Below are 13,216 nucleotides of genomic sequence, written 5' to 3' on the forward strand. Positions count from 1 at the left end.
ACGAAGGCTGATGGCCGCACGAAGGCCGGACGCCCCTGCACGATGCACGCCTGGCCACTCGGCCCACGTCGGCCGTGCCCCATCCGTGCCCAGCAGAGCGGACAACAGCGGTCAGGTACGGCTCCGCCAGACCGTGGCCATACACCTCGTCCAGCACGAAAGTGCAGTTCAGAGCTCTACAACGGCTCAAGCACCGCCGATTCCCAAGATCAGAGCGCGAGTTCGATACCCGTCACCCGCTCCACGAAAGAGGCCCAGGCCAGCCGCCCGGGGCTTCTTCGTATGCGGCGCCTGGCCGCCGTCCGGGTCGGCTTCGGTGGCCTCTCTCTGGATAATCGACGTATGGCATCACAGCCCAGCCTTTCCGATCTCCGCCGCGCCAAGTTCGCCCGGCGCCTGCCCGCAGCACTCTCCGAGCTTGCCGGCCCCGAGCACGGCGTAGTGAGCCTGCCACTTCACCTGGCATGGTCGGGACTGACCACGTTCGACCTCGACCAGCCCCGACTGCGAATGAGCTACTACCGCATCGTGCTGGCCGAGGGCCAGCACGATGATCTGGCCCGGTATCTCAATCGCGGCCTCCTCGTCACCTTGTGGCCCACACTGCGCACACTGATCAGCCGTGATGCCCGTGAAGTCTGGGAACGCTCCTTCGACGAACTCGCCCACAGCGCCCGGGCCGCTGCGTGAACCTCACCGACCTGCACCGTCGCCTGCTTGCAGACGTGCTCGCCGTAGGCAGCTCCTACCCTCTGGCGCTAACCGGCGGCTACGCGGTCCAGGCACACGGCCTGGTCGACCGGCTCAGCCAGGACCTCGACGTCGCGACCGAGAACCCCGATCGTATGGAGGACATCGCCACCTCCGTGCGAACGGGCCTGGAACAACGGGGGTGGCAGGTCAGCGCTCTGGAAACGGACCCTCTCTCCTCCCGCCTGATCGTCACCGACCCTGCCAGCCGTGAAGAGTGCGAGGTCGACATCCTCAAGGAAGCACTCTGGCGTCCGCCCGTACGCACCGAGCACGGCTTGGTGCTGTCCCTCGAAGATGTCGTCGGGACCAAGGTCCGCGCACTGGCCGACCGCGGACTCGCCAGGGACCTGATCGACGTGCAGGCTGCTGCGAACCGCTGGAGCCATGTCGAACTCGAAGAGCTCGGAAGGCGCCATGCGCGCGACTCCTTCGACCTGAGCGAGCTACAAGCCCGACTGGGCGGAGCCGACTGGATCGACGACACAGAATTCGCCGCCTACGGGCTCGACGAGCAGGCAATCACCGGGTTGCGGCAGTGGGCACAGGCATGGGGCGACGACATCGGCGAACGACTCCAGGAGCTGGAAGCTCCGCACGAAGACTGATGGCCGCATGAAGGCCGGACGCTCGGCGGGATGCGCATCGGGCCGTTCAGACCTCAGCGGCCATGCCCCATCCGTGCCCAGCTGGGCGGACAACAGCGGTCAGGTACGGCTCCAGGAACCGTAGCCAACCATCCCGTCCAACGGGAAAGCACAGGTCAGAGCACCTTCGGTAGCCCAAGCACCGCTGATTCCCAAGATCAGAGCGCGAGTTCGATACTCGTCACCCGCTCCACGACTGAGGCCCAGGCCAGCCGCCCGGGACGCGGTTCGCGAGCAGGGGGGCGTTGGCGGCGGGATTGAGCAGGTCGTCGCCGCCGTGCACGACGAGATTGGGCGCTCTGACCCCGGGCAGGAGCTGCCAGGCGTCGTCGTGTGCGGCATTCGGCTTCTTCCTTCTCACAGGCCGGATTCAGCGCGCGTCATGGCGTCGAGAGCGCCCGGCCGGGCGTCCCTGGCGTGGTCTCGCCCCGGACGTGTATGAGCAGCACACGGGCTACCCGCCGGCCGGCCGGCCCCAGCAGCTCCGCGATACGAACGGGGACCAGCTCACGGCGTGCCCGTTCCGCTCACTCGGCGGGCCGGCAGTCGCGGGAGGCAACGGGCTCGACCTCATCGCCCGGCGGCCACGGAGACGCGAAGCAGTGACGTCACCGAGGGCTTGGGGAGCAGCCGGCCGATGACGCGTTCGGTCGCGGCGATGTGTGCCGGATCCGCGGGTGGCGACGGCCCTGCGCAGGTTGCCGCGCGTGCTCGGCCAGTCAGTTCTCGATGCGTGTCCACGACTCACTGATCGGTGTGTGAGACGGTGCCGAGCCTTGCCGCCGGGCGCGGTCTCCTTCCAGGAAGCCCGGTACGGTCGAAGAGTCTGAACCCGTGCCGGGAGTCAGGCGGCGATGAGGTCCTGCTCACGGTCAGGCGTTCTGACCTCGGGCCGCCTGTTCGGCAGTGCGAGCCGGAAGACCTTGTGCCACGCGGAGAACACCTGCTTGGGCAGCGGGCCGGTGACGTACTCCAGCTCGTACTTCTCGAACAGCGCGCGCACCTTCACCGCGACCTCGGCATACCGGTTGCTCGGCAGGTCCGGGAACAGGTGGTGCTCGATCTGGTGCGACAGGTTGCCGGTCATGAAGTGCATGGCCTTGCTGCCGCTGATGTTCGCCGAGCCCATCATCTGACGCAGGTACCACTGGCCGCGGGTCTCGCCCTCGATCGACCGGCGCTCGAAGACCTGTACGCCCTCGGGGAAGTGCCCGCACATGATCACCGAGTGGGTCCAGACGTTGCGGACCAGGTTCGCGGTGAACGTGGCGGCGAGTGTGGTGAGGAATGAGGGGCCCGACAGCAGCGGGTGGATCACGTAGTCCTTGAGCACCTGCTTGCGGATCTTGCGGCCCACGGCCCTGGCCCGCGCGCGGAACTCCGGGTTCTTGCGGCGGTGCTTGCCGAGGTTCTTGCCGAGCTCCAGGTCGTACGCTGCGATGCCGTACTCGAAGAAGCAGGCGTTGAGGAAGTTCCACAGCGGCTGGCCGAGGTGGAAGGGGTGCCACTTCTGGTCTTCGTCGACGCGCATGATGCCGTAGCCGAGGTCGTTGTCCTTGCCGATCACGTTGGTGTACGTGTGGTGCAGCTCGTTGTGCGAGTGCTTCCACTGATCGGACGGCGAGACGTGATCCCACTCCCAGGTGGTGGAGTGGATCTTCGGGTCGCGCATCCAGTCCCACTGACCGTGCAGGACGTTGTGGCCGATCTCCATGTTGTCCATGATCTTCGCCACGGACAGCCCGGCGGTGCCGATCAGCCACGCGGGCGGGAAGATCGAGAACAGCAGCACACCCCTGCTGACCAGCTCCAGCCTGCGCTGCGCCGAGATGACCCGGCGGATGTAGGCGGCGTCCTTCTCGCCGCGGTCGGCGATCACCTCGTCGCGGATCGCGTCCAGTTCGCGGCCCAGTTCCTCGATCTGCTCCGCGGTCAGGTGGGCGGTGGGGTCGATGGCGGTCAAGGTGCTCCTACCGTTCGATGTCGCAGGGGCCCGCCGCGGCGGACACACAGGTCTGAATGAGGACGCCCGGCTCGGCCTCGGTGATCTCGCCGGTACGCAGGTCCCGGACAGCGCCGGCCTTGAGCGGCGTGACGCAGCCGAAGCAGATGCCCATACGGCACCCGGAGGGCATGAGCACACCGCCCTCCTCGCCGATGTCGAGCAACGGCGTGGCGCCGTCCGCGACGATGGTCCTGCCGGTGGCGCTGAACGTGACCTCGCCGCCGTCGCCGGCGACGACGATGCCGGGGCGGAAGCGTTCGGTGTGCAGGCGTTCTCGGACGCCCTGTTCGGTCCAGTGCTCTTCGGCGGCGTCGAGCAGGCCTGCGGGCCCGCAGGCCCAGGTCTCGCGCGCGGCCCAGTCGGGCACGAGTTCGTCGAGACGGGCGATGTCGAGCTTGCCGTCCGTGTCGGTGTGCACCTCGGTGAGCCGCAGCTTCCTGTCCGCGACCAGGCCGTGCAGTTCCTTGCGGAAGATCACGTCCTGAGGCTGTGGCGCGCAGTGGACCATGACGACGTCGTCGAGCTCGATGTCGCGCAGCATGCCCATCACGGGCGTGATGCCGCTGCCGGCCGTCAGGTAGAGCACCTTGGCGGGCTTGGCCCGCGGCAGTACGAAGTCACCTGTCGGCTGGTCGAGCTGGATCAGCGTGCCCGGTTTCGCCCTGCGGACCAGGTGGTTGCTGACCTTGCCGTCCGGGATCGCCTTCACGGTGATCGTGACACGGCCGTCCCGGCGGTTCGTCGGCGAGGTGATGGAGTAGGCACGCCACAGGCGCACTCCGTCGACGTCGACCCCGATCCTCACGTACTGGCCTGCTGTGTGGCCGCGCCAGCCCCGCCCCGGCCTGATCACGACAGTCGCGGAGTCATCGGTCTCGGAGTGCACGGCCTCGATGCGCCCACACAGGTCAGCGCCCGCACGCAGCGGGCTGACCAGGTCGAGGTAGTCCGACGGCAGCAGCGGCGTCGTGACCATCTCCAGCAGTTTCCACGCCCTGCCGCGGAGGGCTCCACTCGTCATGACTCCAGCTTGCTGCGCCTCCGGGCGTAAAGTCCTGACCACAGGACGTAAATCTGGTCGGCTGAATTGTTCGCAGGGAACAAAAAATGAGCTACGCAATCCGCAGGGCCAGCGAACTGACCCTGAATGAGACGACGGTCACCGTCCTTCGGGCCGCACTGAAGACCACCGCCGACGAAGTCGTCCAGGCGATCATCGACGAGGTTCCTCCCTACGCCCATGCCTTGTCGGGCCGCATGGGCGCCACCATCCGCAGATCCGTCCGCACCGCCCTGGGGCACTACCTGGACCTTGCGAGCGGGAACGCCACGGGCGGCGACGCCGGGGACGCCGCCTACGAGCTGGGCCGCGGCGAGGTGCGCGACGGCCGTTCGATGGACGCCCTGCTCAGCGCCTACCGCGTCGGCGCCCGGGTCGCCTGGCGCTGTCTGGCAGCGGGTGCCGTGCCCGCGGGTCTGCCCGCCGCCGAGGTCGCGAAGTTCGCCGAGCTGACCTTCGCCTACATCGACGAGCTCTCCGCCGCGAGCGCCGCGGGCCACGCCGACGAACTGGCCGCCCGGGGCAGAGCCCACGAGCGCCACCTGGAACACCTGGCCCGCGACCTCCTCGCCGGCGCGAGCCCGGACGTGCTGCTGGCCTCCGGCCAGCGGGCCAGGTGGCAGCCTCCGGTTTCGCTGACCGCCGTCCTGCTGCCCGCTGCCCAGGCCCGGCCTGCCTACCGGACGCTGGACCCGAGCACCCTCGTCCTCGACGATCTGCCGGATGCCACCGGTGTGCTCCTCGTCCCCGATGCCGACCGATCACGTCTCCTACGGCAGCTGACCGACCGCGCCGCCGTGGTCGGCCCGGCCCGGCCATGGACCCACGCGTCCGCCTCGTACGCACGAGCCCTGCGCGCGCGCTCCCTTTCCTCTGACATTCGCGACACCGAGGACCACCTGCCCGACCTGGTGCTCAGCGCCGACGCGGACGCGTTCGCCGACCTGCGCGCCCGAGCCCTCGCACCGTTGCAGACCCTGCCTGCCGCAACGGCACGACGGCTGGAGGAGACGTTGCGGGGGTGGCTGCTGCACCAGGGCAGGCGGGACGAGGTCGCGGCGGCCTTGTTCGTCCATCCCCAGACGGTTCGCTACCGGATGTCGCAGCTGCGGGAGCTGTTTCCCGATCTCGCATCACCACACCGGGTCCTCGAACTGACGCTGGCGGTCGGTCTCCGGGTCCGCTGACGCGTCACCCGTCCACCGCCGCGTCCGCGAGCGTCCGGAAACCGTGCTCGTTCCCGGTGCCAAACCGCTTTGACCCTGGAGAACGGCTTTCCGGTCGTCGTGACAAGGGGCCGGCCGCTCGTCCCAGGGACCACCGCCGTCCGGCAACGGCCCGTACCGCCCTCCCGGCAGCCGGCCGGACGACCGGCCGGGGCCGACCTGGCACACCGCGCGAGGGATGATGGGATGGAGTACGTAACGTGAGCTCAGGAGCTTCCATGACACGACTGGTTCACCGACCTCGTGAGGACGCGGAGTTTGATTTCATCCTCGGGAGAAGCACGGTTCCGGTTCTCGCATACTTCACCGGGGCTTGGCCCAAGGCCATCGAGCCCTGTCGGGTGATGGATGTCGTCGTGGGCGACATCGCCGCCGTCTGCACAGGCCGCCTGACGGTCGTCCGCACCGACATCACGCGTTGCCCGGCGGCAACCGAGCGATACGGGATCACCGGAGCCCCGTCCTGCCTCCTGCTGAAGGAGGGAGCGGCAGTGGCGCACAGCACGGGACCCATGACCATCGACGAGGTACGGAAGTTCCTGGACGTTCACCTCTGAGTGGCCGCTGCGGCGCCCGGACCGCCGCCTCCGCTCGTGCCCCATCCGTGCCAGCAGAACGAGCACCAGTGGTCAGGTACGGTGCATCCAGGCCGCCCCGATCCTGTGCGTCTCGGCCAACCGTGCAGGTCAAAGCCGGGACGACCGCTCAAGAACCGCTGATTCCCCAGCTCGGAGCGCGAGTCCGATTCTCGTCACCCGCTCTTCCACGAAGCCCCGGGTCAGCAACCTGGGGCTTCGCCGTTGTCCGGACCTGTTGAGGACTCCCGCACCGCATGCCCGGTGACTGGAGGCGCCGATCCGGTCCGGCGAGCACCATGAGGGCGGGTGCGGGCGAAGGCGCCCCAAGCCGCCGACCGGCACCCCCTTGGAGGGCACGGGCCATCGAGCGCACGGAGCGAGGATGTAGTACTGCCCGGCTGCTGCTCGCCTGAGTAACATCTGCGAATCGAGGGCTGCCAACTGCCTTCGGGGACGGGGCGCTTGATGGGACTGGCCGAGGAAATAGCCGCTGTACGTGATGGATCGGGGCATTCGGGTCGTTTGCTCGGGGAATTTCGCCGCACGGCACTGCTGGTGCCGCTGTCGGGGAGTGAGGGCGGCGGTCTCATGTCGGGATGGCAGGGCGGCGTGCGCTGGATCTACGCGTTCACGGACGAGGAGGCGCTGGCCAGGTTCGCGGAGGCGCGCGGTGCCGGGGCCGGTCCCCGTGAGTGGGAGTTCCTCTCGATCCTGGGTGCCCGCCTGGTCGATGCGGTGATTCCCACGGTTGACGGTCCGACCGGGGTGGTCGTCGATGTCGCGGATGAGGATGCCTCGATGCTGTTCCCTCCCGTCGTGGGTATCGTCCCCGACCGGTGCGCGGTGGATGCGGACGATGAGTTCGCGGGTGCCCTCTGATGGCGGGCGACGGAGACCTGGAGGTCTCGCCCGCCGCCGTCAAGAACATCCAGGACGGTCTGCGCAAAGCCATTGCCGAGCTGCGTGAGACGGGTGACGCGGCGGGCGCATCCATGGGTTCGGGTTTCGAGGACCTGTCGATGACGGGGATGGAGGCCGGGCACATGGGTCTGGCCACCGACTTCGAGGATTTCTGCGAGCGCTGGGAGTGGGGCGTGCGCAGTCTCGTGCAGAACGCCAGCACGCTGGCCGGGAACCTCGGGATCGCGGCGGGCACGGTGTGGGAGGAAGAGCAGTACCTGCAAGGCGCGTTCAAGGTCGCGGCGAACTCGGCGTACGGCAATCCGCACGCGAGTGAGGACGAGATCGAGCAGAAGAGCTGGGACGACATCTGGCGGGCGGACGTCTACAAGCCGGACTACAGCGCGGAGTCCTTTGAGAAGAGCCGGCAGGACATGAAGCAGACCTGGTCGGACACGGGGGACAAGCTGACTTCCAGCGGAAAGATCGGCTCGATCAAGGATCTGCTGGACCAGGCCGACGGGGACGGCAGCTGATGGGCTGGAAGGACTTCGTACCGGATCCCGTGGAAGGCTGGGTCGAGGACCGGGCCGAGGACGTCGGCGACGCGATCGAATGGACCGGGGACAAGGCCGCCGGCGTGGCCGAGGACGTCGGGCTCGACGAGGCCGGGGACTGGATCCGCGACAAGAGCCGCTCCGCCGCCAACCGGCTCGGGGCGGACGTCTCGGAGCTGGAGCTCGGGCAGACCGAGGACCCGAACAAACTGGTCTACGGCAGCGTGTCGAAGATCCGTGCCCAGGTCTCGCACCTGAATGACTTCGAGTCCTCCTTCACCATGGTCGGCAAAGGCCTGAAGGGGCTGCAGGGCGACGGTCTGAAGGGCGCGTCGGCGGACGCGTTCCAGAAGGCGATAGCCAAGGAGCCACCGCGCTGGTTCAAGGCCGCGGAGGCTTTCGGCAAAGCCGCGGACGCGATGAACCGGTTCGCGGAGACCGTGGAGTGGGCGCAGGCTCAGGCCAAGGAGGCCTTGGAGGAGTACAACAGGGCCAAGAAGGCCTCGCAGGACGCGCGCACGGCCTACGACAAGTCGGTCACCGATTACAACGCCGCGGTCGAAGCGAAGAAGGACACACTGCCGCCGAGGCCGTCGGAGCACTTCACCGATCCCGCCGGACCGCTGATCAAGGCCGCTCAGGACAGACTGGACACCGCCCGGACCCAGCGCAACGACGTCGCCGAGACGGCACGAACAGCGGTTCGCGCGGCGCGGGACGCCGCTCCGCCCAAGCCCTCGTACGCGGAACAGCTCAAGGACGGGATGGACTACCTGGAGGTGGCGCGAACCCATCTCGCAGGCGGTGTCGTCAAGGGCACCGCGGGTCTCGCGAACTTCGTCCGCTCGGTCAACCCGATGGACCCGTACAACCTGACCCACCCCGCCGAGTACCAGACCAGCCTCAATTCGACCGTCGCCGGGCTGACCGTGGCCGTCAACGATCCCATGGGCGCCGGCAAGCAGATGGTCAACGAGTTCATGAAGGACCCCAGCGAGGGCATCGGCAAACTCATCCCGGAACTCGTCGGTACCAAGGGCCTCGGCGCGGTCAAGAAGGGTGCCACGGTCGCCAGGCACGCCGATGACCTCAAGCCCGGCCGCAAGGGGCTGGACGAGGAAGGCCCGCACAAGTCCGACACCCCGGACTGCGACAAGAAGTGCGAGGGCACCGACCCCGTCGACCTGGCCACCGGCCGGATGTTCTTGCCACAGACGGACATCGTGCTGCCCGGTACGCTCCCGATGGCGTTCACCCGTCGGGCGGAGGCGGGTTACAAGAGCGGGCGCTGGTTCGGCCCCATGTGGTCCTCCACGATCGACCAGCACCTGGAGATCGACGCCGAAGGCGTGGTCCTCGTCGCGGAGGACGGCTTGGTGCTGGCCTATCCGCATCCGGCCCCCGGAGAGCCGGTTCTGCCCTCCTCCGGCCCGCGCATGCCGTTGGCCCGCACTCCGGACGGCGACTGGACGCTGACCGATCCGGCGAACGGCCACGTACGGATCTTCAGCCCGCCCGCCGAAGGTGCCCAGGACGGCATCGCACCGATCGCGCAACTGGAGGACCGCAACGGCAACGTCATCCTCTTCGAGTACGCGGCCGACGGCACACCCCTGGGCATGGCCCACAGTGCCGGGTACCACCTGCGCTTCGACGTCGACGAGGGCCGCATCAGCGCCCTGCACCTCACCGGCGGCCCGCGCATCCTCGCCTACGGCTACACCGACGGAAACCTGAGCGAAGTCACGAACTCCTCGGGCCTGCCGCTGCGCTTCACCTACGACGAACTCGGCCGCATCACCTCCTGGACCGATACCAACCACCGCCGCTACGACTACGCGTACGACGACCGGGACCGCTGCGTCCGCGAGGGGGGCACCGAGGGCCACATGGCCCTGACCCTCTCCTACGACACCGTCGACCCGGAGACCGGCCTACGGGTCACCACCGCGACCACCGGCGCCGGCCACACGCGCCGCTACCTGGTCGACGACCGCTACCGCGTGAAGGCCCACGTCGACGAACTCGGCGGGGTGACCCGCTTCGTCCACGACCGGCACGACCGGCTCGTCACGCTCACCGATCCCATCGGCCGCACCACCCGCTTCGGACGCGACGACGCGGGCCGACTGGTCACGGTGCTCCGCCCGGACGGCAAGGAGCTGAGCACCGACTACGACGAGCACGGCCGCCCGGTCCGGCAGCGGCGCGGCGACCGCACAGGATGGCGCCAGACCTACGACGAACGGGGCAACCGCACCTCGCTCACCAATCCGGTGGGAGCCACCACCCGCTTCGCGTTCGACGACCACGGCCACCTGACCCAGGTCACCGACGGCCTCGGCGGCGTCACGAGGATCCGTTGCGACCGGGCCGGGCTCCCGATAGAGATCACCGACCCGCTCGGCGCCGTCACCCGGTACGAACGGGACGTGTTCGGGCGGGCCGTGCGGATCACCGACGCGCTGGGCCACGCGACCCGGCTGGAGTGGACGACCGAGGGCAGACTGGCCCGCCGGGTCGAGCCGGACGGGGCCGATCAGGCGTGGACGTACGACGGCGAGGGAAACTGCGTCCGCCACCAGGACGCGCTCGGCGGTGTCACCACATCCGAGTATTCCCACTTCGACGTGCTGACGGCCCGGACCGGTCCGGACGGCGCGCGGCACGAGTTCGGCCACGACGCCGAGCTGCGGCTGCTGTCGGTCACCGACCCCCGAGGCCTCCAGTGGACGTACGAACACGACGCGGCCGGCCGGACCGTCGCCGAAACGGACTTCGACGGCAGGACCATCCGCTACGCGCACGATGCGGCGGGCCGGGTCGTCGCGCGCGAGAACGCGGCCGGACAGGTCATCCGGTACGAGTACGACACTCTGGACAACCGCACGCTGAAGGACTCCGGGGGTGTGGTCACCCGGTACGAGTACGACTACTCCGACCGGCTGGCGGGCATCTTCGCCCCCGGCACGGAGCTCGGCTTCGTCCGGGACGCAGCGGGGCGCATCCGCGTGGAGACGGTCAACGGCCGCGAACTCACCCGCAGCTACGACGCGCTCAGCCGGGTGGTCTCCCGTACCACCCCGTCGGGGGGAGTCAGCACGTGGGCGTACGACGCGGCGGGCCGGGGGGCGGAGCTGACCCTCGACGGCCGCCGCATCGCTTTCGAACGCGACGCCGCGGGTCGCGAGACCCGCCGCGGCCTGGGCGCCACGGCCGTACTGGACCTGGCCCGCGACGAGCTCGGCAGGGTCCGGGAGCAACACGTGCACGGCGCCGAAGGCCGCACGCTGCAGCGACGCGGGTACGCCTACCGGGCCGACGGCTACGTGCTGGGCATCGAGGACCGGCTCGCCGGTGACCGCGGCTTCGCCTTGGACACGGTCGGCCGCATCACCGCGGTGAGCGCCGCGGGCTGGACCGAGCGCTACGCCTACGACCAGGCGGGAAACCAGACGGACGCCTCGTGGCCCGGCTCAGGTCCGGGCGGCCCGGACGCCACGGGAGCGCGCACCTACGAGGGGACCCGTCTGATCCGCGCGGGCGGCATCCGCTACGAGTACGACGCGGCCGGCCGGATCGTCCTGCGGCAGCGGGTCCGGCTCTCCCGCAAGCCCGATACCTGGCGCTACGAGTGGGATGCCGAGGACCGGCTGCTGGCTCTCACCACTCCGGACGGGACACGCTGGACATACGAGTACGACCCGCTGGGCCGCCGGATCGCCAAGCGGCGGCTGGCGGCCGACGGTCTGACGGTCGCGGAAGAGGTGACTTTCACCTGGGACGGGAACACCCTCTGCGAGCAGACCACCGTCACCGCCGGCACCCCGTACGGAGTCACGCTGACCTGGGAGCACGACGGCTTCCAGCCCCTCGCGCAGGCCGAACGGCTCGTCGGGGCCGACCAAGGGCTCATCGACAGCCGCTTCTTCTCGATCGTCACCGACCTGGTGGGCACTCCACAGGAACTGATCGGCGAGGACGGCGAGATCGCCTGGCGGGCCCGGTCCACGGTGTGGGGCACGACCGAGTGGAACAAGAACGCCGCCGCGTACACCCCGCTGCGCTTCCCCGGCCAGTACTTCGATCCCGAATCGGGGCTGCACTACAACCGTTTCCGCCACTACGACCCGGAGACGGCCCGATACCTCTCGGTCGACCCACTCGGCCTGGGGCCCGCGCCCAACCCGTCCAGTTACGTCCGCAACCCGCTGACCTGGTCGGACCCGCTGGGGCTGGCACCGGACTGCCCGCCAAAGGTGGGGCGAGACCTGGCCACGGCGAAGGCGGCCGCGCTGCGCGACGCCGGTGTGCCGGAGGGCATGGAGCCCACCAACAGCTATCCGTACACGAAGGCGACCAAGCCGGAGTACCAGGGCGGCGGCCAGCAACTGGACGCGAACGGTCGGCCGATCTACTACCTCGAAGAGTGGTACGAGCTGCCCAACGGCGATGTGGTGGTCTTCCAGGACCACCATTTCGGGCACCAGAAACCGGGCGAGCCCGGCTACCAGCCGGCGCACGTCCACGTCCGGCCGTGGGACGACACCCGGAATGGACAGATCGAAGGAGCGGAGGAGCATTACTACTATGACCTGGACTGATCTCGTCCCCAACCGGGATGTCTTCGCACCGTACTACGACGAGGTTCCCGAGCTGTCGGGAGTCCGACTGCGGTCGGTGCACCTCGATGCCTGGGGCTCGGTGGTCACGCTGCGCCTGGACCTTCCCCGGTTTCCGGACCGCTGGGACCGGGGACCGGGTGACACCCTGCAGTGCCACCTCGCGTTCTCGCACGTGGAGGACTTCGAGATGACGGGGTGGCGTCCGCCGGTGACGGCCGACGTCGTGCTCGCGCCCCTGCCCCGGCACCGGCTGGCCGTACGCGTGGCGGCGACGGAGCTCGACGTGTCGTACACCTCCAACGCGGATGTTCTGGCAGGGCGCCTGAGCGTCTTCACCCTGGGTCCGGACGGCGAGGACGCCGGCCCGCACCAGTTCACGAGCATCCTGGAACGCAAGCTTTTCCCCACCGTCCCCGAGACCCATGTGAACACCTTCTATGAGCACCTCTGAGATGGACCTTCCCCTCTGGCCCGAGCTGGCGGCGCTCTACGAGACGCAGCCGGACCTCTCCTCCTGCCCGCTGTACTACGTGCACGTGGACGAACGGGACACCTCGGTCACCCTCGGCTTCGAGACCCCGCGGCTACCGGACCACCCCAGGGAGGAGTGGGAGGAGAAGCGGTACAACACGGTGCGGTTCTTCGTCGTGTTCAGCGGCGTGGACGAGCTGCGCATCACGGGCATCGCGGCGGAGCCTCCGGACACGCGCGACCGCACGGTGGGCGTCGTCGTGACCGACACCGGCCGGCAACAGGTCTCGGTGACCAGCGGGAGCCGCTCCATCAGCTTCTCGGCCGCGACGTCCGCGGTGACCCGGATCCGCGTATACCTCCAGGGCTCGCCCTGACCGGCATCGCGCCGCTTCCG

At 69.0% G+C, this 13,216-nt stretch carries 12 protein-coding genes; 9 read left to right on the forward strand and 3 right to left on the reverse strand.

The window, feature by feature from the left end:
• Window positions 1–342 precede the first annotated feature (342 nt).
• A complete protein-coding gene (locus AC0VY3_RS34875) occupies window positions 343–690 on the forward strand; it encodes a transcriptional regulator (protein ID WP_103510609.1) in 348 nt (115 codons plus the stop codon).
• Window positions 687–1,358 carry a nucleotidyl transferase AbiEii/AbiGii toxin family protein gene (locus tag AC0VY3_RS34880; protein WP_475551511.1) on the forward strand — a complete coding sequence of 224 codons (672 nt, stop codon included), beginning with the start codon at window positions 687–689 and terminating at the stop codon, window positions 1,356–1,358. The genes AC0VY3_RS34875 and AC0VY3_RS34880 overlap by 4 nt, the downstream gene beginning before the upstream one ends.
• Before the next feature lie 220 nt (window positions 1,359–1,578).
• On the opposite strand, the gene AC0VY3_RS34885 is transcribed toward AC0VY3_RS34880, so the two are convergent.
• The 3 genes from AC0VY3_RS34885 to AC0VY3_RS34895 all read right to left on the reverse strand — a co-directional run bounded on the left by AC0VY3_RS34885 (window position 1,579) and on the right by AC0VY3_RS34895 (window position 4,423).
• Window positions 1,579–1,758 carry an alpha/beta fold hydrolase gene (locus tag AC0VY3_RS34885; protein ID WP_475551512.1) on the reverse strand — a complete coding sequence of 60 codons (180 nt, stop codon included), beginning with the start codon at window positions 1,756–1,758 and terminating at the stop codon, window positions 1,579–1,581.
• Between the two features lie 483 nt (window positions 1,759–2,241).
• A complete protein-coding gene (locus AC0VY3_RS34890) occupies window positions 2,242–3,360 on the reverse strand; it encodes a fatty acid desaturase family protein (RefSeq protein WP_475551513.1) in 1,119 nt (372 codons plus the stop codon).
• Window positions 3,361–3,367: 7 nt separating this feature from the next.
• Window positions 3,368–4,423, reverse strand: coding sequence for a ferredoxin reductase (locus AC0VY3_RS34895; RefSeq protein ID WP_475551514.1), 1,056 nt, complete (start codon window positions 4,421–4,423; stop codon window positions 3,368–3,370).
• A gap of 86 nt (window positions 4,424–4,509) precedes the next feature.
• On the opposite strand from AC0VY3_RS34895, the gene AC0VY3_RS34900 reads away from it, so the two are divergent.
• The 7 genes from AC0VY3_RS34900 to AC0VY3_RS34930 all read left to right on the forward strand — a co-directional run bounded on the left by AC0VY3_RS34900 (window position 4,510) and on the right by AC0VY3_RS34930 (window position 13,196).
• Window positions 4,510–5,649, forward strand: a complete 1,140-nt coding sequence (locus AC0VY3_RS34900) for a PucR family transcriptional regulator (RefSeq protein WP_475551515.1) — start codon at window positions 4,510–4,512, stop codon at window positions 5,647–5,649.
• Between the two features lie 257 nt (window positions 5,650–5,906).
• The gene (locus AC0VY3_RS34905) at window positions 5,907–6,245 is read left to right on the forward strand and encodes a thioredoxin family protein (protein ID WP_475551786.1); all 339 of its coding nucleotides are present in this window, start codon (window positions 5,907–5,909) and stop codon (window positions 6,243–6,245) included.
• Between the two features lie 486 nt (window positions 6,246–6,731).
• The gene (locus AC0VY3_RS34910) at window positions 6,732–7,145 is read left to right on the forward strand and encodes an SseB family protein (RefSeq protein WP_103510614.1); all 414 of its coding nucleotides are present in this window, start codon (window positions 6,732–6,734) and stop codon (window positions 7,143–7,145) included.
• Window positions 7,145–7,702, forward strand: a complete 558-nt coding sequence (locus AC0VY3_RS34915; protein ID WP_103510615.1) for a hypothetical protein — start codon at window positions 7,145–7,147, stop codon at window positions 7,700–7,702. The genes AC0VY3_RS34910 and AC0VY3_RS34915 overlap by 1 nt, the downstream gene beginning before the upstream one ends.
• Window positions 7,702–12,327 carry a putative T7SS-secreted protein gene (locus AC0VY3_RS34920; protein ID WP_475551516.1) on the forward strand — a complete coding sequence of 1,542 codons (4,626 nt, stop codon included), beginning with the start codon at window positions 7,702–7,704 and terminating at the stop codon, window positions 12,325–12,327. The genes AC0VY3_RS34915 and AC0VY3_RS34920 overlap by 1 nt, the downstream gene beginning before the upstream one ends.
• Window positions 12,314–12,799 (forward strand): Imm50 family immunity protein, encoded by a 486-nt coding sequence (locus tag AC0VY3_RS34925; protein ID WP_242738434.1) that lies wholly within the window; start codon window positions 12,314–12,316, stop codon window positions 12,797–12,799. The genes AC0VY3_RS34920 and AC0VY3_RS34925 overlap by 14 nt, the downstream gene beginning before the upstream one ends.
• Window positions 12,786–13,196: an Imm50 family immunity protein gene (locus AC0VY3_RS34930; protein ID WP_103510618.1), complete on the forward strand. Its 411-nt coding sequence runs from the start codon at window positions 12,786–12,788 to the stop codon at window positions 13,194–13,196. Before AC0VY3_RS34925 ends, AC0VY3_RS34930 begins: the two co-directional genes overlap by 14 nt.
• Window positions 13,197–13,216: the final 20 nt, after the last annotated feature.

The sequence above is a fragment of the Streptomyces sp. iso_384 genome, assembly GCF_056172905.1.